We start from the raw sequence: 26,572 nt of genomic DNA, 5'->3' as shown, positions 1-26,572 counted from the left end.
CCGTAAACGTGCTTTTTCTCACATTTCAATGAGTTATATAGCTATCTATATAACGAAAACCACTAATAGCTGATAATTCCATTTACATTATCAATATCGGAATATTCCACTATATAAAAAGACGCTATTTTATTAATAATCTTGAAAATATGAGTAAATACAGATTAATAGATAATATGAATGTGTTAATCTGTTGTCCGTGCATACCGAAAACAGCAGAAAGGAAATACTGTGAACAATCAAATGAAGATGTTTGTCCCTGCCGTCGTCTTCGCCGCCCTCGCCAGCGCCTCTGCCTGGGCTAACAATAGCGATACCGCCCAGCCGCTGGAGAAAATCGCCCCCTATCCGCAGGCGGAAAAAGGAATGAAGCGGCAAGTGATAACCCTTACCCCTCAGCAGGATGAATCTACCCTCAAAGTGGAACTGTTGATTGGCCAAACGCTGAATGTGGATTGTAACCAGCATCGCCTCGGCGGCACGCTGGAAACAAAAACGCTGGAAGGCTGGGGCTATGACTATTATGTCTTTGATAACGTCACCTCTCCGGTATCAACCATGATGGCCTGCCCTGAAGGTAAGAAAGAGCAAAAATTCGTCACCGCCTGGCTGGGTGAAGACGGGATGCTGCGCTACAACAGCAAGCTGCCGATCGTGGTGTATACCCCGGCGAATGTAGACGTGAAATACCGCATCTGGAAAGCGGACGCTAACGTACAGAACGCCGTCGCGCGATAATGTTACGCTGCCCGGTCACACTTACCGGGCATCTGAACACGCCGGCTCACGCAGCGCTCCGGGGTTCTTTTTAAAACACGTCTGGAAATCCGCTCGCCCGCCGCAAAAAATACCCCGATGCCTGGTGGCGACGCGTGGCATCTTATCAGGCCTACCCGCGTGCGGACGTAGGGCTGCCATCAGGTGGTTCATCCGGCGCCATAGTCCATTACGCAGTACGCGCAACCGCATCACGCGAGGCGGCGTCACGTTCGTCGCCGGTGAGTTCGGTTAGCTGTCCGTTGCGCATTTCAAGCAGACGATCGGCATGAATAAAATAGTGATCATCATGGCTGATGGCGAAAATGGTTTTGCCCATTTCCTGCATTAACGGCAACAGTACCTGATAAAACTCCCGGCGGAAATGCGGGTCCTGATCGGCGGCCCACTCATCCAGCAAAATAATATCGCGCTCTTCCGCCAGCGCCAGCAGTAGCGCAATGCGCTTTTTTTGCCCTTTCGACAGTTTAAGATTCAAGATGCGCCCATCGTTTAGCTCCAGCTTGTGCGTCATTTTCAGGTGCTCAAGCCACTTTTCGACCAGCGCGGGATTGGCGGGTTTCCCCTGCGGCCCCAGCAGGCGGTCGAATAACCACACATCGGTAAACACCGCAGAAAACAGTTTGCGATAATCTTCCGGCTGCCCGGCGGCAATAGGTTGACCATCAAGTAAAATCGTTCCCGATTGCGGCTGGTATAAACCGGTCAATAACATGGCCAGCGTCGATTTCCCGCTACCGTTGCCGCCAATTAAAAACAGCAGTTCGCCGCGGTGAATCGTCAGGTTGATGGGCCCCACGGAAAACGCGTTATCCTGATAGTGGAAAACCACGTTGCGCAGCTCCAGCGTCTTCCAGTCGGGAAAGGCTTTCGGCTGTGGAAAATCAGGCTTATACGGGGCGAGCGCGAATTTATTCAGTTTATTAAACGCCACCTGGGCGGTCAGTAGCGTTGGCAACGCCCCCACCGCAGACAGCAGCGGCGTGCGCAGGAACAGCAACGTCAGTGAATAGGTCGCCGCGACGTTAGTATCCGCCCAGCCGAGACTATTCGCCATCCAGAAGACCAGGCCTATCGCCCCCAGCATCATGATATTCGACCAGTTGACGGCGCTCAGGTGAAAAGTATCGGCACGGATAATGTGATAACGGTACTCTTTGGCGTCCGGGATATAGCATTGCTGAAAAATCTGCTCCGCACGCTCGCGGTTTAGCGTCAGCTCTTTGCGTCCTTCCAGCACCGTCTGATAGTCGTTGTACAGCTTATCTTCGGTCTCGCGCAGGGTCGCCATATGCTGGTAAACCCGCGCCACCAGCACAAATCCGCCCCAGATAGTGACCGCCATCCAGATAGCCGTAACCAGCAGCATTTTTGTCGATAGCATCGCCAGATACGCCGCCGAGCCGACGGTGAGGATAATGCCCTGTACCAGCTCAGGCAGACGCACAAAGGCGATAGTAATATTGCGAATATCGCTGGTCAGACCGGCCAGTAAAGAGGCGCTGCCCAGTTGCTCAATACGTTCAACGTGCGTATCCAGAATGCGCTTGATAAATTCGCTGCGCAGGCGGTAAACGAAATGGTGTCCCAGAGTGGTAAGCGCCAGTTGGGAACCTAATGTGACAACCATTAGCAACAGGAGCAGACCGAGAAATTCCGGCAGCACCATGACGGTGGTGTCCACCGTTTCAATCAGGCGCTGATTGATAAACGCGATCAGGCCAATCCCCAGCGCCGCGCTGGCGAGGCTCAGCGCCATCACGCTAATAAATGGCCAGCGGTACTGCCGCCAGACAAGAATAAGAAGTTCCATGCATACAACCCGGACCGATAATAACAGCCCGCAGTTTAACTAACTCCACCTGCACAGCAATAATAATTCTTATTTTTATTCTTTTTCAGCCGCCTGACGGAAGGTGAGATTGTAACGAAATTCACCGGTCATGGGATGAAAGCCCGCTTTAAGCGGCTGGATACCATGATAAAACAGCCGGGACTCGCCGCCCCAGACCACGATATCGCCATGCTCCAGTAAGATCCGCTGGAGCGGATCGCTGCGACGCAGGCCGCCAAACTGAAAAATCGCCGGCACCCCCAACGAAACTGAGACGATAGGCGCGCGCAGATCCGGCTCGTCTTTATCCTGATGCAGCGACAGTTTTGCGCCGGGCGCGTAGCGATTGATCAGGCAGGCGTCCGGTTGGAAGCTCGCATACCCTGCCGCGATTGCCGCCTGACGACATACGCTGGCAAACGATAACGGCAGCGCAGGCCAGGGTTTATCGGTCAACGGATCGCGCACGGCATAACAATAACCGTGACGATCGGTGGTCCACCCTAACGCGCCGCAGTTGGTCATCGCCACCGACATGGTGTAGCCGCCCGGCGTCACCATCTGACGAAACGGAGACTGACTGGCGACAAACCCGATATCGTCTAATAGCGACTGCGCCGCGCGAAACGCAAAGCGGCGCAACACCACCGCGCCAGGCGCCAGGGGCTCTTGCCAGGGCGCTTCATCAGCAAATAGATCCAGCATTGCTACTCCTCTTTTTGCGCTTCTCGCTTTAATAGCTGCGCTTTTCGACGCACGCCCCAACGATAACCGGAGAGCGCGCCATCACGACGCACGACCCGATGACACGGGATCACCATCGCCAGTTTATTCGCGCCGCACGCGCTGGCGACCGCGCGTACTGCCGTGGGTTTGCCGATAGTCGCGGCAAGCTGTTGATAGCTTACGGTTTCGCCGCAGGGAATTGCGCATAACGCCTGCCAGACCTGCTGTTGAAACGCGGTTCCCTGGATATCCAGCGGCAACGAGAGCAGCACATCGCGTGTGTTGATAGCCGCGACAACCTGCCGCACCCGTTGCTGAAAAAGCGCGTCAGCAGGTGCGTGGCGGGCCGCCGGGAACAGGGTGTGTAATTCAGCCAGTAGCGCGTCGTCGCTATCACCGGGGAGAATCGCGCAAATCCCCCGCTCGCTCTCCGCCACCAGGCACCGTCCGTAAACCCAGTCCGTCAGCGCATAGCGAACGGAGACATTATCGCCGCCTTTGCGAAACTGTTTTGCCGTCATGCCCAGCGTCTGGTCGGCATGACGGTAGTAGCTACTGCTATCCGGGAAGCCGGCACGGTAAATAGCCGCCGTGATCTGCTCTCCTTTCGCCAACGCCTCACGCAGCCGCCGGGCGCGCCACGCCTGCTGCCACCCTTTCGGCGTCATTCCGGTGCTCGCTTTAAACAGGCGGTGCAGATGAAACGGGCTCATCGCCACCGCCTGCGCCAGAGACGCCAGCGTTACCGGCGTCTCCTGCTCAAGTAAACGGCAGGCGCAGGCAATCTTATCCAACCGCCGTTGCTGCGCGCGCGCATTATCCGGCTGACAGCGCTTGCAGGGGCGAAAACCGGCGTCCAGCGCCTGCTGCGCGTTGGCAAAAAAGCGAACATTTTTACGTAACGCCCGCTTCGAGCGACAAGAAGGGCGGCAAAAAACGCCGGTGGTTCGCACCGCAAAAACGAAACGCCCATCCGCGCTGGCATCGCGCGCCTGCACCCGCAGCCAGCATTCATCATCGGTAAGTAACGCTTTTTTCATCATAGACTCCTTCATTAAGCATAGTGCTTGCTTACATGCAGTGTGTCCGTAAATCCGCCCACAAAAACCCGTAATCTTGCGTTTTAATTCTTATCGCTCACCAGGAACGTTTTGAACTGCGGCGACATCCAGGTTTTAAAGCCCTCACCTTCTTTCATGATCATAAAGACCGCCAGCCCTTCCCGCCGCACGACCTCTTGCGCCTTTTGCGTACCGAGCACCATCAGGCCGGTGTCCCAGCCGTCCGCTTCCAGCGCCGTTGGCGCGATGACCGTAACCGATACCAGGTTGTGTTCAATGGGGCGCCCCGTTTGCGGATCGATAACGTGCGAGACACGCTTGCCATCCAGCTCATAATAGTTACGGTAGCTGCCGGAGGTGCTGATGCCATGCCCGTTGATATCCACAATCGCCTGCACCGCGTTTTCCCGGTCGGTCGGCTTCTGAATCGCGACGCGCCACGGCAGCCCTTGCGCATTCATCCCGCGACTGCTTAATGCGCCGCCCACCGAGACCAGATAACGCGCAATGCCCTCCTGCTCCATCAGACGCGCCAGATGATCCGCCGCATAGCCTTCCCCGACCGTGGAGAGATCAACATAAAGATCCGGCAGATCTTTTTGCAAAAACTGATGCCCAGCCCTGTCGATAACCTGCAAGTGTTGCAGGCCTGTTTTCGCTTTTGCCGCATCGATTTGTGCTGGTGTTGGGATATGCAGCGGCTGCCGATCCGGTCCAAACCCCCACAGATTGACCAGCGGGCCCACGGTGATATCCATCGCGCCATCCGTCTTCGCGCCAATACGCAGCGCCGAGGTCACGATATCCGCCATAGCTTCGCTGACCGGCCAGGGCGCAAGACTGCGTGAATGGTTAAAACGCATCAGCGCGGAGTCATTTTTATAGGTAGAAAGCAACCAATCATCAGCATCAAGCTGAGTCTGGATTTTAGTCTGTAGCTCTGCGGCGCGTTTCGCATCGATGCCAACCACGCTCACCCGCCAGATAGTCCCCATCGTCTTACCTTCCAGCACCTGAGCGGCAGGTGACGCTGTTGTCGTTTCGGGAGCCTCATCGCAGCCCATAAGTAAAAAAGCCGCCGCCAGACACACGGCCCGGCAAAAAGTCATTTTCATCGCTGTTTATCCTCATTCGAATGGACGCAAGCGTATATCAAAACGTCGTATTTGTACGCCGGAATAAGGCATGAAAAAAGGGCCCGCAGGCCCTTTAGCAACATCTTTTGCTGATTAGAACTGGTAAACCAGACCCAGCGCTACGATGTCGTCGGTGTTGATGCCCGCATCGCGGGTAAAGTCGTTTTTATCCAGCAGGTTGATTTTGTAATCAACATAGGTGGACATGTTTTTGTTGAAGTAGTAAGTCGCGCCGACATCAACGTATTTTACGATGTCCTGGTCGCCATAGCTGGCGCCGTAGCCGTTGCTGATGTCCTTACCTTTAGACTGCAGGTAAGCCACAGACGGACGCAGACCAAAGTCGAACTGGTACTGAGCAACCACTTCAAAGTTCTGCGCTTTGTTGGCAAAACCGTAAGAGTCGGACTTATTGTTGCCGTTAGAGGTACCAAAACGGGTTGCGTTATAGGTCTGAGAATACTGCGCTGCCAGATAGATGTTGTTCGCATCGTATTTCAGGCCGCCGGTGTAGACCGTAGCGCGATCACCGTTACCATACAGGCGAGCGTCAGCGGTGTTGTTCTGATCGGCAGTACGTTTAGACGTGGTGATAGCGCCACCGACAGAGAAGCCTTCGCCGATTGCATAAGTCAGCGATCCGCCGTAACCGTCGCCGTTCTGGTTCAGCAGGCTGCGACCGTTGGTGTTTTCACCGCTCACGCTGCCGTTTTTGCCCTGATACTGTAACGCGAAGTCCAGACCATCCACCAGGCCGAAGAAGTCGGTGTTACGGTAGGTAGCATAGCCGTTACCACGCTGCTGCATAAAGTTGTCAGCGCCGTAGGTGTCGCCGCCAAACTCCGGCAGAACGTCGGTCCAGGAGGTCACATCATAGGTTACGCCGTAGTTACGACCATAATCGAAGGAACCTGCGTCAGCGAATTTCAGACCCGCAAACGCCACACGCGTCCAGGAGTCGTTGCTGCCTTCAGTCTGGTTGCCCTGAATCTGATATTCCCACTGGCCATAACCGGTCAGCTGATCGTTAACCTGCGTTTCGCCTTTGAAGCCGATACGCATGTAGGTCTGGTCGCCGTCGCTGCCTTTGTCGTCAGAGAAGTAGTGCAGGCCATCAACTTTACCAAACAGGTCTAATTTGTTGCCGTCTTTATTATAAATTTCAGCCGCATTCGCTGCGCCTGCCACCAGCAGAGCTGGTACCAGGAGGGACAGTACTTTAACTTTCATGTTATTAACCCTCTGTTATATGCCTTTATTGCTTTTTTATGCCACTGCTTACTGGTTAACCCTCATTAACCAGTCGGCAAGTCCATTCTCCGCAAAAATACAGAATAATCCAACACGAATATGATACTAAAACTTTTAAGATGTTACAGTTATCTACATAGATGTTTCAAAATATGAATTTTACGGAACTTTTTTAAAGCAAAAATCAAGTAAAAATAAGCACAAATAGACAAAATATATTCACGAAACTTTTAAAATCAACGGGTTAAATTGATGAAATTCATAGCACTGAATGATAAAACAGAATCTTCATTCGCAACTAAAATAGTGACCGCTATCATCATTAACTTTATTTATTACCGTCATTCACTTCTGAATGTCTGTTTACCCCTATTTCAACCGGATGCTTCGCATTCGGTTTTTTTTACCCTTTTTCAGACACACCCGGCTGATTTATGCTACCTGCCTAAAACTATCACGGTTATTCACTACACTCCCCTGCTCGACCGTTCGTAAGACATTAGCAAATAATTTCTTGATATTTAGTGCTAAACATTTATAAGTAGTCTTTATATTTGTACCGTTCTGCGAAGGTTGTACGCTTTTCCCGTCCCGCCGACGGAGCGCGTGTTAAGTTGCCCGGCATGACGTAAGAGTCTGGAAATTCATTCATTACCCTTTATACTGCCCTTCACCTTCAGCGTTGCTTTTACAGGTCGTAAACATAAATGAGTCAGTCTGACACAACGGTCTCTACCCGATTTTCCCTTCTACCGGGAAGCATTACCCGTTTCTTCTTATTGCTGATCATTGTGCTGCTGGTAACGATGGGCGTTATGGTACAGAGCGCCGTCAACGCCTGGTTGAAAGACAAAAGCTATCAAATTGTCGATATCACCCACGCTATTCATAAACGCGTGGATACCTGGCGGTATGTTACCTGGCAAATTTATGACAACATCGCCGCGACCACTACGCCATCGACAGGTGAAGGACTTCAGGAAACGCGTCTGAAGCAGGATGTGTATTATCTTGAAAAGCCGCGACGTAAAACTGAAGCGCTGATTTTCGGTTCCCATGACAGCGCCACGCTGGAAATGACGCAGCGTATGTCAACTTATCTGGATACGCTGTGGGGCGCGGAAAACGTGCCGTGGTCCATGTATTACCTCAACGGACAGGATAACAGCCTGATTCTTATCTCTACCCTACCGTTGAAAGATCTCTCTTCCGGCTTTAAAGAGTCCACTATTGGCAATATCGTCGATTCCCGCCGGGCAGAGATGTTGCAGCAGGCGAATGCGCTGGATGAGCGCGAAAGTTTCTCCTCATTGCGAAAACTGGCCTGGCAAAACGGTCACTATTTTACGCTGCGCACGACCTTCAATCAGCCAGGACATCTGGCAACCGTGGTGGCGTTTGATCTGCCCATTAATGATTTAATCCCGCCGGGAATGCCGCTGGACAGTTTTCGGATAGAGCCTGACGCAACCCAGGCGACGGGGCGAAGCAGTGAAAAGGAAGCGCCTGATAGCGTCACGATTAGCTTTAACGGTTCAAAAATTGAGATCTCCTCAGCGCTTAACTCTACCGGAATGCGCCTGATCTGGCAGGTACCGTTCGGTACGCTTTTGCTTGATACGTTGCAAAATATTTTGCTGCCTTTACTGCTGAACATCGGGCTGCTGGCGTTGGCGTTATTTGGCTACGCTACGTTCCGTCATCAGCCGGGACGGACGACGGAATCGACATCTGGCAACGCGGCGAATAACGAGCTTCGCGTCTTACGCGCCATTAATGAAGAGATCGTTTCTCTGCTGCCGCTGGGTCTGCTGGTCTACGATCAGGAAGGAAACCGCACCGTGATCAGCAATAAAATCGCCGATCATCTGTTGCCGCATCTTAACCTGCAAAATATTACCAGCATGGCGGAACAGCATCAGGGCGTGATTCAGGCGACAATTAATAACGAACTGTATGAGATCCGTCTGTTTCGCAGCCAGATCGCCCCCCGCACGCAGATCTTTATTATCCGCGATCAGGACCGGGAAGTGCTGGTGAATAAGAAGCTTAAACAGGCGCAGCGTTTGTATGAGAAGAATCAGCAGGGCCGTGCCGCCTTTATGCAAAATATCAGCAACACGCTTAAAGAGCCCGTACGCCAACTGGCGGTTAACGCCGCGGCAGTCACCACGCCGGAAAGCCTGAAACTGGCGGATCAGGCGGATGTATTGGTACGTATGATCGATGAAATCCAACTGGCGAATATGCTGGAAAATGACGCATGGAAGAGCGAAGCAACGCTGTTCTCCCTGCAGGATCTTATTGACGAAGTCGTGCCGGAAGTGCTGCCCGCCATTAAGCGTAAAGGGCTGCAACTGCTGATTAATAACCATCTTAGCGGCAACGATGAACGCTGGGGCGATCGCGACGCCCTGCGCCGGATTTTGCTGCTGTTGATTCAGTATGCCGTCACGACGACCGCTATGGGTAAAATTACGCTTGAAGTCGAGCAAGATGAATCTATCGCGGAGCGTCTGACTTTCCGTATTCTGGATACGGGCGAAGGCGTAACGTTAAACGAGATTGATAATCTGCATTTCCCGTATATGAATGAAACGCAGGGCGACCGTTACGGCAAAGCGAATCCGCTCACCTTCTGGCTGTGCAATCAACTGGCGCGCAAACTGGGCGGTCATCTCAACATTAAAGCGCGGGAAACGCTGGGCACACGCTATACCGTTCATGTCAAAATGCTTCCTCACGATCAGCATACCCAGGTCGAAGAGCGCCTGCTGGACGACGTGAGCGTGATGGTCGATGTGACGTCCAACGAGGTTCGCGCGATTGTGCTGCGTCAGTTAGAAAACTGGGGCGCCACCTGCATCACGCCGGATGAAAGGCAGATAAGTCAAGAATATGATCTCTTTTTAACGGATAATCCGTCTAATCTTACTGCCTCGGGCTTGCTTTTAAGCGATGATGAGTCAGGCGTGCGGAAAATTGGCCCGGGTCAGTTGCGCGTCAACTTTAATATGAGCAATGCTATGCAGGAAGCTGTACTACAACTTATCGAAGAGCAGCTGGCGCAGGAAGAGATTCCCGCCTCCCCGCTCGGCGGAGATGAAAATGCCGAGCTTCATGCCAGCGGCTACTATGCGCTATTTGTAGACACAGTACCGGATGATGTTAAGAGGTTGTATACTGAGGCGGCAACCAGCGATTTCGCTGCGCTGGCCCAAACGGCCCACCGCCTGAAAGGGGTGTTTGCCATGCTTAATCTGGTACCCGGCAAGCAGTTATGTGAAACGCTGGAACATCTGATTCGTGAGAAAGATGCTCCAAGTATAGAAAAATATATCAGCGACATTGACGCCTACGTCAAAAGCTTGCTGTAGCAAGGTAGCCCAATACATGAACAATATGAACGTAATTATTGCCGATGACCACCCGATTGTACTGTTCGGTATTCGCAAATCACTTGAACAAATCGAGTGGGTGAATGTTGTCGGCGAATTTGAAGATTCCACAGCATTGATCAACAACCTGCCGAAATTAGATGCGCATGTGTTGATCACTGACCTCTCCATGCCGGGAGATAAATACGGCGATGGGATCACCTTGATCAAGTACATCAAGCGTCATTTTCCGAGCCTGTCTATTATCGTTCTGACCATGAACAACAATCCGGCGATCCTGAGCGCCGTGTTGGATCTTGATATTGAAGGGATCGTACTCAAGCAGGGTGCGCCAACCGATCTGCCTAAGGCGCTGGCCGCGCTGCAAAAAGGCAAAAAATTCACCCCAGAAAGTGTTTCTCGTCTGCTGGAGAAAATCAGCGCAGGCGGTTACGGCGACAAGCGCCTGTCGCCAAAAGAGAGCGAAGTATTACGCCTGTTCGCCGAGGGCTTCCTGGTCACCGAAATCGCCAAGAAGCTCAACCGCAGCATTAAGACCATCAGCAGCCAGAAGAAATCGGCGATGATGAAACTGGGCGTAGAGAATGATATCGCGCTGCTCAACTATCTCTCTTCCGTCACCCTGAGTCCGACAGACAAAGAATAAATCGCTTTTATGTTACCCAGCCTGATGGCGCTACGCTTATCAGGCCTACCAGTCGACTCATCTTTTGCAGGCCGGATCAGGCGACGCCGCCATCCGGCATTTTTTATGCCCGCGTTTTACGTACCCGCTCGGCATACACCGCCAGCGTCTGTTTCAACACGTCCAGCGTCACAGGCTTCGACAAACAGCTGTCCATACCGGACTCCAGGCAACGTTGTTTCTCTTCCGCCAGCGCGTTCGCCGTCACGCCGACGACCGGCAGCGTCAGCCCAAGCTGACGGATACGCTGCGTCAGGCGGTAGCCGTCCATGTTCGGCATGTTCACATCGCTCAGAACAATATCGATAGCATTTTTACTCAGCACATTCAGAGCGTCCACGCCATCATTGGCTGTCTTACACTGATACCCCAGCGATCCCAATTGATCGGCCAGCAAGCGGCGATTGATAGGATGATCGTCAACGACCAGAATCATCATGTCGTCATTTGAATCTGCGGTTTTATCCGTCGTCGGCAATGCGCTGGAAAGCGCTTCACTATCCAGCTCAATACTATAGATACGCGCCAACAGCGCGGGCAACTCATGCACCGACGCCACACTATGCACCCACTCGCCCGGCGCTCTTTCCAACGGAATCCCGATATGACGGCGGCAAAAGACGACCGCCGCCCTCCCCTGCCAGGTATGCTCCAGCGCGTCATCGACAATCAAAATATCGTCAGCAGCGGGTTCTTGCCCTTCATAACGCTGCGTATGAACGCCGCTACGCGCCAGACTGGTCTCAATAAACTGGCACAAAGAAGTATTGCGCACCGCCAGCCAACAGCAGGTTCCGGCGAGTCCTTCCACGCTCTTTTTCACAGGGTATTGCGCGCCATAAAGCGGGATGCGCAGCGTAAACTGGCTTCCCATGCCAGGCTCCGAATCGACGGAAATATCGCCGTCCATCATGCTGATCAATTTTTCGCAAATCGCCAGCCCCAGACCGGTCCCCTGAAAGTTACGCTGTACGCCGGTTCCCACCTGGAAGAAGGGATCGAACAGGCGAACCACCTCTTTTGCCGGAATACCGACGCCGGTATCCCGCACGCGAATGCTGAGATAATCCCCATCACAGCGCACATGCAGCACGATGCAGCCAATATCGGTAAACTTAATGGCGTTGCTCAACAGGTTTGAAATGACCTGCTGTAAACGCATCGGGTCGCCGTTCAGCGATACCGGCACGTCAGGCTCAATAAAACAATACAGGCCGAGCTGCTTACGCACCACCAGCGGCAGATAATTGGCGGTGATATGGTTCATCACCTCTCGCGGTGAAAATTCGCGCGGCTCAATCTTTAGCTGTTCCGACTCAATTTTCGAGAAGTCGAGAATGTCGCTGATAATTTTCAGCAACAGACTGGAGGAGTTATTCATCGCCGTGACCAGCCGATCCACGCCTTTTGGCAGCTCTTTGGTTTGCAGCAGATCGAGATTGCCGATGATACCGTACAGCGGTGTGCGCAATTCATGGCTGACCGTCGCAAGGAACATGGATTTAGACTGGCTTGCCTGTTCCGCCGCCTGCGCCATCTCCTGCAGCGACTCTTCCATTTTGACGCGCGTACTCACATCTACCAACACGCAAATCGCGACGTTTTCATTACGATAGCGGGAATGGACGAAGCTAATTTGCAAATTGGTATTATTGCTGGTCAATACATCAACAAAGTTGACCTGCTGGCCGCAAATGATTTGCGTCAGGCGCTGTCTGTCTTCATGCGTGAGCATGTTCAGGTAGGTGTGCGCCAGTTCGTTACTCAGAATATTGACGCCATCAATAGTGCGCAGAATACAGATCCCCACCGGCGCGGAGGCGACGATTTTACGGTTGAACTGTTCATGCTCTTCCAGACGCTGGGCATCGCTCTCCGCCGGAATAAAAATTCGCCGCTCATACATCCGCGCAAGCGTAAACAGCCCTGCGCCCACCAGCACGTTCAGCAGGATAGCGTTCAGGATAAGAATACGAATACGCTCCAGGACTAAATCTACAGGCACAGAATAGACAATACTGAGCGAGGATGGCGGCAGGCTTTTTTTGAGTACCAGTTCGCGAAAACCTGGCGTATAACCAAACCAGGAGCGCTCCTGCATCCAGCGCGGCTCCGCTTTAATAATGCCGTCAGGACCGGCCAACGAAATCAGCGAATGGCCGTTCTCATCAATAATGGTGACGCCCATCGGCAAACTGCCCGGCGTGAAAAAATTTTCCATGCGGATGGACTGCTCGACGCCCAGCAGCGCCTGCAGACGGTTGGCCAGATACACCGGCGTCAGCGCATAAAAGTAGCCCACGCCCTGACGCGCGCCCTGGCTTATCCAGAAAAGGTTATTCCCACTTTCTTCTTGCGGCGCGTTGCGGTATTTCATAATCCGCTCATGTAACGCTTTTAACGCATCATCGCGCTCCACGGGCATTTCACGCAGGCCGAAATTCGCCATACAGAGGTTATCGCTGCCAATCAGGAAAACGCGGTTAAGATCATACGCTGCTGAAAAGTTGTCGCGCCAGTAACGCATAAACCAGGCCAGCGACTCCAGCGATCCGCGCCATGCGGAGCCCATCGCCGCACAGTCTGAGTCGGCGAATAGCGGTTCAAAGTCCGGCACCACCATTTTGTCATCACGCGCACGCGACGACATAACGCCGTTTTCCGCCGTTAAACGGTTCTCGGCAATATATTTGAGCTCTTTCATCACATCCGATGTGCGCTGGATAAAACGCTGCGCCTGATCGGAGCTAAGGTTGAACTCCTGACGAATTTCAGATTCCCGCTGGTGCAGGGCATTGACGATGTAAAACACCGAAACAAAGGCGATTAAGAGCCAAATGAGTAACGCTAACGCTCTGAATAAGTAGCGCGAGACTTTCAGCGTAGTTCGAAAGGAAGCAAGGTATTTCAAAGGGGCGAAGCTCCGCCTCAGGATGTAAATAGAGTGTGACTAAGGTAGCGGTAAATGACGTAGCCCGCAACGGCAAAGAAAAAGGGCCGGATATCCGGCCCTCGCACAGCAATAACATTACTCGTCAGCGTCATCCGCAACGTCGTCATCGCTTTCCGCTTCCGGGGCGATATCCTCATCCCCTTCCGCCACGCTGCCGTCGATAGCGTCGAGTTCTTCGTCATCTACCGGTTCAGCAACGCGTTGCAGACCCACCACGTTTTCATCTTCCGCCGTGCGGATAAGGATAACGCCCTGGGTATTACGTCCCACTACGCTGATCTCGGACACACGGGTACGCACCAGAGTACCGGCATCCGTGATCATCATGATCTGGTCGCAATCGTCCACCTGTACCGCGCCAACAACGGAACCGTTGCGCTCGGTCACTTTGATAGAGATAACGCCCTGCGTCGCGCGAGACTTGGTCGGGTACTCGTCCGCTGCGGTACGCTTCCCGTAGCCGTTTTGCGTTACGGTCAGAATAGCGCCTTCGCCGCGTGGGATGATCAGAGAGACGACTTTATCGTCTCCCGCCAGCTTAATACCGCGCACACCGGTCGCGGTACGCCCCATCGCACGGACGGCGTCTTCTTTGAAGCGCACCACTTTACCCGCGGCCGAGAACAGCATGACTTCGTCAGAACCAGAAGTCAGGTCAACGCCAATCAGCTCGTCGCCGTCGTTGAGGTTCACCGCGATAATACCGGCGGAACGCGGACGGCTGAATTCGGTCAGCGCCGTTTTCTTCACGGTACCGCTGGCGGTCGCCATAAAGACGTTGACGCCCTCTTCGTACTCACGAACCGGCAGAATCGCGGTGATACGTTCGTTCGCTTCCAGCGGCAGCAGGTTGACGATCGGACGACCGCGCGCGCCACGACTGGCTTCCGGCAACTGATAGACCTTCATCCAGTACAGACGGCCCCGGCTGGAGAAGCAGAGGATGGTGTCATGAGTGTTGGCCACCAGCAGGCGGTCGATAAAGTCTTCTTCTTTAATACGCGCGGCAGATTTACCTTTCCCACCACGACGTTGCGCTTCGTAATCCGTCAGCGGTTGATATTTGACGTAACCCTGGTGAGACAGCGTCACGACAACATCTTCCTGGCTAATCAGATCTTCGATATTAATATCGGCGCTGTTAGCGGTGATTTCGGTACGACGCTCATCGCCGAACTGATCGCGAATTAACTCCATCTCTTCGCGGATCACTTCCATCAGGCGATCGGCGCTGCCCAGAATGTGCAGCAGTTCAGCAATCTGCTCCAGCAACTCTTTGTATTCGTCGAGCAGTTTTTCATGCTCCAGGCCGGTCAGTTTCTGCAAACGCAGATCCAGAATCGCCTGCGCCTGCTGCTCAGTCAGGTAGTACTGACCGTCACGCACGCCAAATTCTGGCTCCAGCCATTCCGGACGCGCAGCGTCATCACCAGCGCGCTCCAGCATCGCAGCAACGTTGCCCAGATCCCACGGACGCGAAATCAGCGCCGCTTTTGCTTCTGCCGGCGTTGGCGCGCGGCGAATCAGTTCGATAATCGGGTCGATGTTAGCTAGCGCAATCGCCAGAGCTTCAAGGATATGCGCGCGGTCACGGGCTTTACGCAGTTCAAAAATAGTACGACGCGTCACCACTTCACGGCGGTGGCGCACGAACGCTGAAATGATGTCTTTCAGGTTCATGATCTTCGGCTGGCCGTGATGCAGCGCCACCATGTTAATACCGAAGGAAACCTGTAGCTGGGTCTGGGAGTAGAGATTATTAAGCACCACCTCGCCCACCGCATCGCGTTTCACTTCAATCACGATGCGCATCCCGTCTTTATCGGATTCGTCACGCAGCGCGCTGATGCCTTCCACGCGTTTATCTTTCACCAGCTCGGCGATTTTCTCGATCAGGCGCGCTTTGTTCACCTGATAGGGAATTTCATGGACGATGATGGTTTCGCGGCCCGTTTTGGCGTCAGCTTCAACTTCCGCGCGGGCGCGGATGTACACTTTGCCACGACCGGTACGGTAGGCTTCTTCGATACCACGACGACCGTTGATGATCGCGGCGGTCGGGAAGTCCGGACCCGGAATATGTTCCATCAGCCCTTCAATGCTGATGTCTTCGTTGTCGATATACGCCAGGCAGCCGTTAATCACTTCCGTCAGGTTGTGCGGCGGGATATTCGTCGCCATACCTACTGCGATACCGGAAGAACCGTTCACCAGCAGATTCGGAATTTTGGTCGGCATGACGTCCGGAATTTTTTCCGTACCGTCATAGTTATCCACGAAATCCACCGTCTCTTTTTCGAGATCGGCCATCAGTTCGTGGGCGATTTTCGCCAGACGGATCTCCGTATAACGCATTGCCGCCGCGGAGTCGCCGTCAATAGAACCGAAGTTACCCTGACCATCCACCAGCATGTAACGCAGCGAGAATGGCTGCGCCATACGAACGATGGTGTCATACACTGCGGAATCGCCGTGGGGATGGTATTTACCGATTACGTCACCAACGACACGGGCAGATTTTTTATAGGCTTTGTTCCAGTCATTGCCCAATACGTTCATGGCGTAAAGTACGCGACGGTGTACCGGCTTCAGGCCATCTCGGACATCCGGCAGCGCACGGCCAACAATGACCGACATCGCATAATCCAGATAGGAGCTCTTCAGCTCTTCCTCAATGTTGACCGGTGTAATTTCTCTCGCAAGGTCGCTCATCTAACCGCTATCCCTCTACTGTATCCCGGATTCAAAGGTCGCAAATTATAACACATTCGCCCACGTACTGGTAAACGGAATGCAGCCAGACAATGCTTTATTCGGGTGCCGCATGCTCTCTTCATTTATAAGCGTGGTCTCGGCGTTTATCGGCGATCGGCTTCAGAGGCGACACAGGGGAGATCGGGGCCTGGCCAGGAAGAGGCTGGAAAATCAATACCTCCCGCGTATACCCGTCATACTTCAAGTTTCATGTGCGTTGGCGGCAAGTTACTCGGCCCATCCCTGGGCCTCGCCCCGTCGGGGTTAGCGCAAGCGCTGTTCAAGACGGTTAACCATTTTATCCTGCAACTCGAATTATTTAGGGGATATGCCGGGAGGCATAAACCATAATCAGTATCACCAGATGCTATTTAATCACATAGGCCAGGTATTCTTTCACTACCTGATCGTTTAATTCCTGACCCAATCCGGGCTGTTCCGGCGCGACATAATAGCCATTTTCCGGCTGATAATCGTGGGTACAAAGTTCCCGAATAGATGCTTTCATCGCATTAGTATGATGCTCATGAATAATAAAGTTGGGAATTGCTGTTTCCATATGCAGCGCGGCTACCGTGGAAACAGGACCGCCGCAAACATGCACCTGTACAGTGGTGTCATAAATATTAGCATAGTCACAGATTTTCTTTCCTTCGGTAATTCCGCCGCAGAGACACAAATCAGGTTGTGCTACGGCAATAGACTGCTTCTCCAGTAATTCCCTGTATCCCCATCTTGTGTAGGAACGCTCGCCAGTGGCGATTGGAATCGTTGTTGAACGGGAAACTTTCTGCATATTATCAGAATTTAATGGATGAATCGGTTCTTCATAAAGAAAGATACGATACTTTTCTATCGCCTTCGCAAATTGAATAGCTGAGTTTGTACCGAGAAGAGAATGGATTTCCACGATAATATCAGCATCATCCCCCATTGCTTCACGCATAGCGGCAATTCGCGCTTCCCCCATTTTTAATTGATCGGCCAGTAACAATCCTGAATAGTTACGATTTTTATTCTGAAAAACACAGTCATCGCCATTACGATCGATTTCGAGTGGATCCACTTTAATCGCATCATATCCATCGTCAAGAGCCGCACGCGCCGCCTCAGCATATTCATCAGGTGTCACTAATATCTGGCGTTTATCCCCCCAGCCAAATTGTAACTGACTAGCATAGGTTCTTAATTTTTCATTAGTTTTCCCACCAAGGAGCTGATAAACAGGTACACCTAAATATTTACCTTTGATATCCCAAAGTGCAATATCAATAGCGCTCATTCCGGCATAAAAAACGTTTCCGCCCCCCATCCCCCAAAAAGTCTTTCTGAAAAAGAACTCCCAAATTTTTTCGATATTTAATGGATCTTCACCCACAATCAATGGCGCCAGATCTCTGATGATCCCTACGCCAGCTTTAGCGCCTGCGCCATAGGCCAGTCCTACTTCGCCAATACCACTTAATCCTGAGTCGGTATTCACCCGAATAAGTACTGGATTATAGGAGGACATCGTTTGATCTCTTTTTTTTAATTCACAGTCAAAAACTTCAATAGACGTAATTTTCATAATTTCTCCATTTTTCAGGTTCGTGATACAACATTTGTTTGTTGGCTTTTTTCTTTTTTCACATCAATTTTCATTAACGCCAGAACGGCTACCGCAGCGAAGCAAAGTATTGCCTCTACAATAAATATTCCTGTCGCACCATAATGAGTAGAAACGAATCCCAGTGATTTATTAATCAGGAATCCGCCAAGACTTGAACATGAGTTAATAAACGCAATGCTGATAGCCAACCCTGACGGCGACAATAATGCAGAAGGCAGCGCCCAGTAAGGTCCGTAATAGCTGAGGATCCCAACACCATAGAACGTTAGCCCCAGCATTCTCAACGACATTGAGGGGACAAGAGCAATCATCAGAAAACCACAGCCCGCCAGAAACATGGGTAATGCAGCATGCCATTTTCGTTCATTCTTTTTATCGGAATGCCAGCCCCACCAGGGCATGCTGAACATAGCGAAAATAAACGGAATACTCATGATTAAACCAACGTCAGTATCCGTAAAATCAGCTGAAAATCCCTTCACCAACCCCGGCAACCAGTAGTTTGCCGCCAGAGCAGCCGCCTGAATCAACATGTAGGCGAAAGAAAGCTGAAGCAAAACTGGATTTTTGATTACGGAAAGAAAGGATGAGTTGGTATTTTTATTTAATGCAGCTGCGGTTTCATTGTCAGTGCGTAATTTATTAACTAAGGCCGATATCTGCTGTGGCGTAAGCCATTTAGCCTTTTCTGGACTGTCAGGCAGTAAATAAAATGTCAGGATGCCAAGGAATACGGTTGGGATACCTTCAATAGCAAAAAGCCAGCGCCAGCCTTCATAATCCGGGGTATTCAAATGCTCGATGATCCAACCAGACATCGGTGCAGCCAATACCGATGCAACAGCAATAGATAACATGAAGAAACTATTGACTTTTCCGCGTTCACGAGCCGGGAACCAGCATGCAAGATAATAAACCATGCCCGGGAAAAAGCCAGCTTCAAATACCCCCAAAAAAATGCGAGCCAGCAAAATATGTTGAGTATCTTTAGCAAAAAAAATCAGCCCAGTTACCGCTCCCCAGCCGATAATAATGGAACTAATCCATTTTCTTGCGCCAAGCTTTTGCAAGCCAATGCTACTCGGAATTTGAAAGATTAAATATGATATGAAGAATATAGAAGAAATATTAGCGAAATCCTCAGGCGTAATACCAAGAGATTCATTCATGCGTAATGCAGCAAACCCAATATTGACACGATCCATATAGTTAAAAAAGTAAAGAATAAAGGCCAAAGGAATGATTTTCCTTTTTACAATACGAATTGCATCGTATAAATTTTCTTGTGGACTACTCATTTTGCATCACCTTTTATGATTCAATGAATAAGGGTATTGACCGGAATCGATGTTACGTAAAAAACAATACAATTCAAAAGCTAATGTGTCATATCTAATATATCAGCAAGCAAACTTAATGAAATATACAATAACAACAATAAAGTATGTAAATTTTCTTATATCTGATATATTAGATCCGTTAATTTTGAATAAATTAATTACAATGGAGCCGGGTTTAACCATGGAGGAGAAGAAAATGAAAAATAGATTAAAGCGTGACTTTAGTCACATATCAATTGAAATACCCAAATCCATCACCCAGGTGATTAAAGAGAAAATAAGGGAGATGATTATCCATGGCGATTTCGATCTTGGGCAAGCGATCAGTGAAAATGAACTATCAAATATTCTGATGGTAAGTAAAACACCAATTCGTGAAGCTTTTATTTGGCTGAGCTATAATGAAAACCTGGTCAACATCATTCCCCGCAGTGGGACATTTGTTTTTTCTGTCACCGACGAGGATATCAATGATCTCATCAAAATGAGAGTTATCCTTGAACAGGGCGCAATTCGTGAAGCGATGGAGAAAAATGCTAACAATGTCATAGTCGAATTAAGCAATATTTTATCGAAGTCAGCAAAAATTAATGCAGAGCGAGATACGCAAGCTTACCTCAAACTGGATCATGATTTTCATTATGTTTTTGTGAAATATGCCGATAATAAATACATTTCGCAAGCACACCTGTTGATCTCAGCACGTTTATTGGCAATTCGCTACAGACTGGATTTTACCGCTGAATATATCACCAGCTCTAACCGGGGACATGCCACTATTTTGGATATGTTAAAAAACAACAACGTCGAGGGCGTCTGTAATTTTATCACGCACCACATCGGTAGCGGTTTTACAGAACGCGCAAGAAAACTTCTTGCGCTGAAAGCGTAATAAAGACGGCAGTAGATATAACGCAGCGACTTTGCACCTGCTATACTGCCCCGATAGATCAATAGCGGAATCTCATGTACTCATGAACACTGAAAAACCGTCGGTAGCTCACAACGTTGACCATAATGAAATCGCCAAATTCGAAGCCGTCGCGTCGCGCTGGTGGGATCTGGAGGGCGAATTCAAGCCATTGCATCGCATCAACCCTCTACGCCTTGGCTACATTACTGAGCGCTCAGGCGGCCTGTTTGGTAAAAAGGTACTCGACGTCGGCTGCGGCGGCGGTATTCTGGCGGAGAGCATGGCGCGTGAAGGCGCAACCGTCACCGGGCTGGATATGGGCTTTGAGCCTTTGCAGGTCGCCAAACTGCATGCGCTGGAAAGCGGCATCGAGGTAGAGTACGTGCAGGAGACGGTTGAGGAACATGCGGCAAAACACGCTCAGCAATACGACGTCGTCACCTGTATGGAAATGCTGGAGCACGTTCCCGATCCGCAATCGGTCGTCCACGCCTGCGCCCAACTGGTTAAACCCGGCGGTGAGGTGTTCTTCTCAACGTTGAACCGCAATGGGAAATCCTGGCTGATGGCAGTCGTCGGCGCTGAGTATATTCTGCGCATGGTGCCAAAAGGCACGCACGACGTGAAGAAATTCATTAAGCCTGCTGAACTGTTAAGCTGGGTAGATGAAACCGTCCTGAAAGAGCAACATATCACCGGGCTGCACTACAACCCGATAACCAATACTTTCAAACTCGGTCCCGGAGTAGACGTTAACTACATGTTGCATACCCGCGCTAAAAAAGCCTGACATCAAAGAATTTTCCTATAAGGGTTGCGTTAGATCATCGGGCGCAACCTTTCTCTTCGATGAAGAAATCAGCATTCGATCAAATTTTGATTTTTTTTTATGAATTGTTGACATCCTCTCCAGGCCTTATCAGACGCGCATTTAGCGATTCTTACGCTTTTACAACCGCAATTTAACGCCAAAATCAACTCTTGTACTCAAAAGAATCCCTACTAGAATACTCACCATATAGCGTTTCACTTATCGATCACCCCCTATATATAGTATTTATCCACAGAGTTAGTCACAACGTGACGTTGTGGATAAGCGGGGGGATATTTTTCTTTCACGGACAGGTAAACAGGTAGAAAACCACATGAATCAGAGTCTGCTGGTGACAAAGCGTGACGGCCGTACTGAGCGCATCAATCTCGACAAAATTCATCGCGTGCTTGATTGGGCGGCAGAAGGACTGAATAACGTATCGGTTTCTCAGGTCGAGCTACGCTCGCATATTCAGTTTTATGATGGGATTAAGACCTCCGATATCCATGAAACTATCATTAAGGCCGCCGCAGACCTGATCTCTCGCGATGCGCCGGATTATCAATACCTGGCTGCGCGTCTGGCGATTTTCCACCTGCGTAAGAAAGCCTTCGGCCAGTTTGAGCCGCCCGCACTTTACCACCATGTGGTAAAAATGGTTGAGCTTGGCAAATACGACAATCATCTGCTGGAAGACTACACGGAAGAAGAGTTCAAGCAGATGGATTCGTTTATCGTTCACGATCGCGATATGACCTTCTCCTACGCTGCCGTTAAGCAGCTGGAAGGGAAATATCTGGTGCAAAACCGCGTGACCGGCGAAATCTATGAAAGCGCACAGTTCCTCTACATTCTGGTAGCGGCCTGCCTGTTCTCGAACTACCCGCGTGAAACGCGTCTTGACTATGTAAAACGTTTTTACGATGCGGTCTCTACGTTCAAAATCTCGCTGCCGACGCCCATCATGTCCGGTGTGCGTACCCCGACCCGTCAGTTCAGCTCCTGCGTACTGATCGAGTGTGGCGACAGTCTGGATTCCATCAACGCCACCTCCAGCGCTATCGTGAAATACGTTTCTCAGCGCGCCGGTATCGGCATCAACGCTGGCCGCATTCGTGCGCTGGGCAGCCCGATTCGCGGCGGCGAAGCGTTCCACACCGGCTGTATTCCGTTCTACAAGCACTTCCAGACGGCGGTGAAATCCTGCTCGCAGGGCGGCGTGCGCGGCGGCGCGGCGACACTGTTCTATCCGATGTGGCACCTGGAAGTGGAAAGCCTGCTGGTACTGAAAAACAACCGTGGCGTGGAAGGCAACCGCGTACGTCACATGGATTACGGCGTACAGATCAACAAACTGATGTATACCCGCCTGCTGAAGGGCGGCGACATTACGCTGTTCAGTCCGTCCGACGTGCCGGGGCTGTATGATGCGTTCTTCGCCGACCAGGACGAATTCGAACGCCTGTACGTGAAATATGAAAACGACGACAGCATCCGCAAACAGCGTGTGAAAGCGGTCGAACTGTTCTCGCTGATGATGCAGGAACGCGCCTCTACCGGTCGTATCTATATCCAGAACGTTGACCACTGCAATACTCACAGTCCGTTCGATCCGGTTGTCGCCCCGGTACGCCAGTCTAACCTGTGTCTGGAGATTGCCCTGCCGACCAAACCGCTGCACGATGTCAACGATGAAAACGGCGAAATTGCGTTGTGTACGCTGTCTGCATTCAACCTGGGCGCCATTAAAACTCTGGACGAGCTGGAAGAACTGGCTATTCTGGCAGTACGCGCTTTGGATGCTCTGCTCGATTATCAGGATTACCCGATTCCGGCTGCCAAACGCGGCGCAATGGGCCGTCGTACGCTGGGCATTGGCGTGATTAACTTCGCCTACTGGCTGGCGAAAAACGGTAAGCGTTATTCCGACGGCAGCGCCAATAATCTGACGCATAAAACCTTTGAAGCCATTCAATACTATCTGCTTAAAGCGTCCAACGAACTGGCGAAAGAGCAAGGCGCCTGCCCATGGTTCAACGAAACCACCTATGCAAAAGGCATTCTGCCGATCGACACCTACAAAAAAGATCTGGATGCGATCGTCAACGAACCGCTGCACTACGACTGGGAACAGCTGCGTGAATCGATCAAAACCCACGGTCTGCGTAACTCCACGCTATCGGCGCTAATGCCGTCGGAAACGTCGTCCCAGATCTCCAACGCCACTAACGGCATTGAGCCGCCGCGCGGCTACGTCAGCATCAAGGCCTCGAAAGACGGTATTTTGCGTCAGGTCGTGCCGGATTATGAGCATCTAAAAGACGCTTACGAACTGTTGTGGGAGATGCCGAACAACGACGGTTATCTGCAACTGGTGGGTATCATGCAGAAGTTTATCGATCAGTCGATTTCCGCCAATACCAACTACGATCCGTCACGTTTCCCGTCAGGAAAAGTGCCGATGCAGCAACTGCTGAAAGATTTGCTCACCGCGTATAAGTTTGGCGTGAAAACTCTGTACTATCAAAATACCCGCGACGGCGCGGAAGATGCGCAGGACGATTTGGCGCCTTCTATTCAGGACGATGGCTGCGAAAGCGGCGCTTGTAAGATCTGATGAATAGTGCCGGGTAGCGCTATGCTTACCCGGCCTACGATTGTACGGTTTGTAGGCCGGATAAGGCGCTTGCGCCGCCATCCGGCGCTCATCCCATAAAGGATTCACTTCAATGGCATACACCACTTTTTCACAGACGAAAAACGATCAGCTCAAGGAACCCATGTTCTTTGGCCAGCCGGTCAACGTTGCACGCTATGACCAGCAGAAATATGACATCTTCGAAAAACTGATCGAAAAACAGCTCTCTTTCTTCTGGCGTCCGGAAGAGGTCGACGTCTCCCGCGATCGTATCGATTATCAGGCGTTGCCGGAGCACGAAAAACATATCTTCATCAGCAACCTCAAATACCAGACGCTGCTGGATTCCATTCAGGGACGTAGCCCGAACGTCGCCCTGCTGCCGCTCATTTCCATCCCGGAGCTGGAGACGTGGGTAGAGACCTGGGCGTTTTCTGAGACGATTCACTCACGATCCTACACCCACATTATTCGTAACATCGTCAACGATCCGGCGGTCGTGTTTGACGATATCGTGACCAATGAGCAAATTCAGAAGCGCGCCGAAGGGATCTCCGCCTACTACGACGAACTTATTGAGATGACCAGTTACTGGCATCTGCTCGGTGAAGGCACCCATACCGTTAATGGCAAAACGGTTGTCGTAAATCTGCGTGAGCTGAAGAAAAAACTGTATCTGTGCCTGATGAGCGTGAACGCGCTGGAAGCCATCCGCTTCTACGTCAGCTTCGCCTGCTCTTTCGCATTTGCCGAGCGTGAACTGATGGAAGGCAACGCCAAAATTATCCGTCTGATCGCCCGTGACGAAGCTCTGCATCTGACCGGCACGCAACATATGCTGAACCTGTTGCGTAGCGGCGTGGACGACCCGGAGATGGCGGAAATCGCCGAAGAGTGTAAACAGGAATGTTATGACCTGTTCGTGCAGGCGGCGCAGCAGGAAAAAGAGTGGGCGGACTATCTGTTCCGCGACGGTTCGATGATCGGCCTGAATAAAGATATCCTGTGTCAATACGTTGAATATATTACTAATATTCGTATGCAGGCAGTAGGGCTGGATCTGCCGTTCCAGACCCGCTCCAACCCAATCCCGTGGATCAATACCTGGCTGGTGTCCGATAACGTTCAGGTCGCGCCACAGGAAGTGGAAGTTAGCTCTTATCTGGTCGGACAAATCGATTCGGAAGTCGATACCGACGATCTGAGTAATTTCCAGCTCTGATGGGACGCGTCACGCTGCGTATCACTGGCACACAGCTGCTGTGCCAGGATGAACACCCTTCTCTGCTGGCCGCGCTGGAATCGCATAACGTTGAGGTGGAGTATCAGTGCCGCGAAGGTTATTGCGGCTCCTGTCGAACCCGGCTGGTTGCCGGTCAGGTTGACTGGATTACGGAACCTTTAGCGTTTATCCAGCCGGGAGAGATTTTGCCCTGCTGCTGCAGGGCAAAAGGCGATATCGAAATCGAGATGTAACTCAGTGCAACTCGCTGGTGGAAACCAAAGGCATCACGCCACGTTTTTTCATCTGCACGGCATACAGTGCGCCAGCGAGTACCACCAGCACCGCGCCAGCAACATAAATCATACGATAGCCAACCGACTCAACCATCATTCCCATGATAAAGGCGCCAATCGCCATTCCGGCGTCCATCGCGTTAAAGAACAGTGAATTCGCCACGCCGATTTTATGCGGTTCAACCGAGCTGATAATTTGCGTCTGGAAAACCGGCGTGACCGAACCGTAGCCGATACCGATGAGACCGCCGGAAATAATCATCATGATGCTGCCATTGGTGTAGCCCAGCGCCACCAGACCGATGGTAAAAGCCAACAGGCATGGGAAAACAACATATTTCGGCCCTTTTTTATCACAAATATTCCCGGTGAAGGTACGGCATATCATCAGGAAAATCGCGTAGCACAGCAGGAAATTACTGGCCGCCGCCATTAAATCCAGCTCACGCGCATACAGCGCCAGGAAAGCCGATACGCCGGCATAGGAGAAAGTCATAAAAAAGGTGACCAGCGCAAAAGGCAAGGCGGCGCGGTCAAACATCGCGGCAAAACCCAGATTCGGCTTCGAACCATCGGCATGACGAATTACCGGAGGGACCGTCACAATCAGGGAAAGCACAATCCCTAACGCCGCTACAGCGGAACAAAGCCAGAATGCGGCAGTGAACGCGTTCCAGCGGGCCATATTCAAACCGATCCACGGTCCTACGACCATCGCCAGGCCCATCGCTAAAGAGAAAAAGCTGGTGCCCTCTCCACGTCGGGAGGCCGGAATTAACCGCGCTGAAATAGTTCCTTTTACCGTGGTAATAACACCAAACGTAATCCCATGAAGTACGCGGATAAAGAGCAGCGACTCGATAGAATGGCAAACCGGATACAGCGCGGTAATCACCAAAAAAGCCAGAGAAGAGAGCACCAGAATCTTTTTATTCGAATATTTTCCCACCCATTGTCCGGCAAATGGCCGAATAACAATTGCCGCGGCCAGGAAACATGTCACTAACAGCCCGGCCTTATCTGCAGAAGCATGCAGGCGGTCAGCGATATAAATGGGTAATAAAGTTAGCAGTACATAAAAAACAAAAAAGATAATAAAACTGACTATGGTGATTGCCCAAAAATCCTTCGTCCATAATTTTTCTTTCATTCTTAACGACCC

Annotated in this window: 18 protein-coding genes; 8 read left to right on the top strand and 10 right to left on the bottom strand. The window is 51.3% G+C overall.

Annotated features, from left to right (window positions below):
- The first annotated feature begins 243 nt into the window (after window positions 1-243).
- Complete coding sequence (gene eco, locus ACLJPE_RS18535) at window positions 244-738, top strand: serine protease inhibitor ecotin (RefSeq protein WP_001550295.1); 495 nt, start codon at window positions 244-246, stop codon at window positions 736-738.
- A 208-nt stretch (window positions 739-946) separates the two neighbouring features.
- Here eco and ACLJPE_RS18530 read toward each other — a convergent pair whose 3' ends face one another.
- The 5 genes from ACLJPE_RS18530 to ACLJPE_RS18510 form a co-directional block, all read right to left on the bottom strand.
- Window positions 947-2,590, bottom strand: coding sequence for a multidrug ABC transporter permease/ATP-binding protein (locus tag ACLJPE_RS18530; RefSeq protein ID WP_000421586.1), 1,644 nt, complete (start codon window positions 2,588-2,590; stop codon window positions 947-949).
- Window positions 2,591-2,665: 75 nt separating this feature from the next.
- Entirely contained in the window at window positions 2,666-3,316 is a 651-nt protein-coding gene (gene alkB / locus ACLJPE_RS18525; RefSeq protein ID WP_000884989.1) for a DNA oxidative demethylase AlkB, read from the bottom strand.
- Between the two features lie 2 nt (window positions 3,317-3,318).
- The gene (ada, locus tag ACLJPE_RS18520) at window positions 3,319-4,380 is read right to left on the bottom strand and encodes a bifunctional DNA-binding transcriptional regulator/O6-methylguanine-DNA methyltransferase Ada (protein ID WP_000975978.1); all 1,062 of its coding nucleotides are present in this window, start codon (window positions 4,378-4,380) and stop codon (window positions 3,319-3,321) included.
- A gap of 80 nt (window positions 4,381-4,460) precedes the next feature.
- Complete coding sequence (gene apbE, locus ACLJPE_RS18515) at window positions 4,461-5,513, bottom strand: FAD:protein FMN transferase ApbE (RefSeq protein ID WP_000784296.1); 1,053 nt, start codon at window positions 5,511-5,513, stop codon at window positions 4,461-4,463.
- Between the two features lie 114 nt (window positions 5,514-5,627).
- Entirely contained in the window at window positions 5,628-6,764 is a 1,137-nt protein-coding gene (locus ACLJPE_RS18510; RefSeq protein WP_000865520.1) for a porin OmpC, read from the bottom strand.
- A 728-nt stretch (window positions 6,765-7,492) separates the two neighbouring features.
- On the opposite strand from ACLJPE_RS18510, the gene rcsD reads away from it, so the two are divergent.
- Together rcsD and rcsB are read left to right on the top strand one after the other, a co-directional pair.
- The gene (gene rcsD, locus ACLJPE_RS18505) at window positions 7,493-10,162 is read left to right on the top strand and encodes a phosphotransferase RcsD (protein WP_039514278.1); all 2,670 of its coding nucleotides are present in this window, start codon (window positions 7,493-7,495) and stop codon (window positions 10,160-10,162) included.
- A 16-nt stretch (window positions 10,163-10,178) separates the two neighbouring features.
- Window positions 10,179-10,829, top strand: coding sequence for a response regulator transcription factor RcsB (gene rcsB, locus ACLJPE_RS18500; protein WP_001061919.1), 651 nt, complete (start codon window positions 10,179-10,181; stop codon window positions 10,827-10,829).
- 103 nt (window positions 10,830-10,932) lie between these two features.
- Here rcsB and rcsC read toward each other — a convergent pair whose 3' ends face one another.
- From rcsC to ACLJPE_RS18480, 4 genes are all read right to left on the bottom strand, one after another.
- Window positions 10,933-13,779, bottom strand: coding sequence for a two-component system sensor histidine kinase RcsC (gene rcsC / locus ACLJPE_RS18495; RefSeq protein WP_000876070.1), 2,847 nt, complete (start codon window positions 13,777-13,779; stop codon window positions 10,933-10,935).
- A 117-nt stretch (window positions 13,780-13,896) separates the two neighbouring features.
- Window positions 13,897-16,533, bottom strand: a complete 2,637-nt coding sequence (gene gyrA / locus ACLJPE_RS18490; RefSeq protein WP_001281271.1) for a DNA topoisomerase (ATP-hydrolyzing) subunit A — start codon at window positions 16,531-16,533, stop codon at window positions 13,897-13,899.
- Window positions 16,534-16,942: 409 nt separating this feature from the next.
- The gene (locus ACLJPE_RS18485; protein ID WP_031601994.1) at window positions 16,943-18,145 is read right to left on the bottom strand and encodes a mandelate racemase/muconate lactonizing enzyme family protein; all 1,203 of its coding nucleotides are present in this window, start codon (window positions 18,143-18,145) and stop codon (window positions 16,943-16,945) included.
- Window positions 18,146-18,159: 14 nt separating this feature from the next.
- Window positions 18,160-19,485, bottom strand: coding sequence for an MFS transporter (locus tag ACLJPE_RS18480; protein WP_000098078.1), 1,326 nt, complete (start codon window positions 19,483-19,485; stop codon window positions 18,160-18,162).
- Between the two features lie 49 nt (window positions 19,486-19,534).
- Here ACLJPE_RS18480 and ACLJPE_RS18475 point away from each other — a divergent pair, with 49 nt between their 5' ends.
- The 5 genes from ACLJPE_RS18475 to yfaE all read left to right on the top strand — a co-directional run bounded on the left by ACLJPE_RS18475 (window position 19,535) and on the right by yfaE (window position 25,368).
- Window positions 19,535-20,419: a GntR family transcriptional regulator gene (locus ACLJPE_RS18475; protein WP_000944714.1), complete on the top strand. Its 885-nt coding sequence runs from the start codon at window positions 19,535-19,537 to the stop codon at window positions 20,417-20,419.
- A gap of 82 nt (window positions 20,420-20,501) precedes the next feature.
- Window positions 20,502-21,230 carry a bifunctional 2-polyprenyl-6-hydroxyphenol methylase/3-demethylubiquinol 3-O-methyltransferase UbiG gene (gene ubiG, locus ACLJPE_RS18470; protein WP_001091009.1) on the top strand — a complete coding sequence of 243 codons (729 nt, stop codon included), beginning with the start codon at window positions 20,502-20,504 and terminating at the stop codon, window positions 21,228-21,230.
- Between the two features lie 355 nt (window positions 21,231-21,585).
- The gene (gene nrdA, locus ACLJPE_RS18465; RefSeq protein WP_001076491.1) at window positions 21,586-23,871 is read left to right on the top strand and encodes a class 1a ribonucleoside-diphosphate reductase subunit alpha; all 2,286 of its coding nucleotides are present in this window, start codon (window positions 21,586-21,588) and stop codon (window positions 23,869-23,871) included.
- Between the two features lie 112 nt (window positions 23,872-23,983).
- Entirely contained in the window at window positions 23,984-25,114 is a 1,131-nt protein-coding gene (gene nrdB / locus ACLJPE_RS18460) for a class Ia ribonucleoside-diphosphate reductase subunit beta (protein WP_000332026.1), read from the top strand.
- Window positions 25,114-25,368 (top strand): ferredoxin-like diferric-tyrosyl radical cofactor maintenance protein YfaE, encoded by a 255-nt coding sequence (gene yfaE / locus ACLJPE_RS18455; RefSeq protein ID WP_000533921.1) that lies wholly within the window; start codon window positions 25,114-25,116, stop codon window positions 25,366-25,368. The genes nrdB and yfaE overlap by 1 nt, the downstream gene beginning before the upstream one ends.
- Window position 25,369: 1 nt before the next feature.
- On the opposite strand, the gene ACLJPE_RS18450 is transcribed toward yfaE, so the two are convergent.
- Window positions 25,370-26,560 carry an MFS transporter gene (locus tag ACLJPE_RS18450; RefSeq protein ID WP_052893976.1) on the bottom strand — a complete coding sequence of 397 codons (1,191 nt, stop codon included), beginning with the start codon at window positions 26,558-26,560 and terminating at the stop codon, window positions 25,370-25,372.
- Between the last annotated feature and the right edge of the window lie 12 nt (window positions 26,561-26,572).

Source organism: Salmonella sp. SAL04196, from assembly GCF_046550835.1.
GTDB lineage: Bacteria > Pseudomonadota > Gammaproteobacteria > Enterobacterales > Enterobacteriaceae > Salmonella > Salmonella enterica.
Note: the sequence above shows the minus strand (reverse complement) of the source record. Positions and strands in the feature narration are given on the sequence as shown.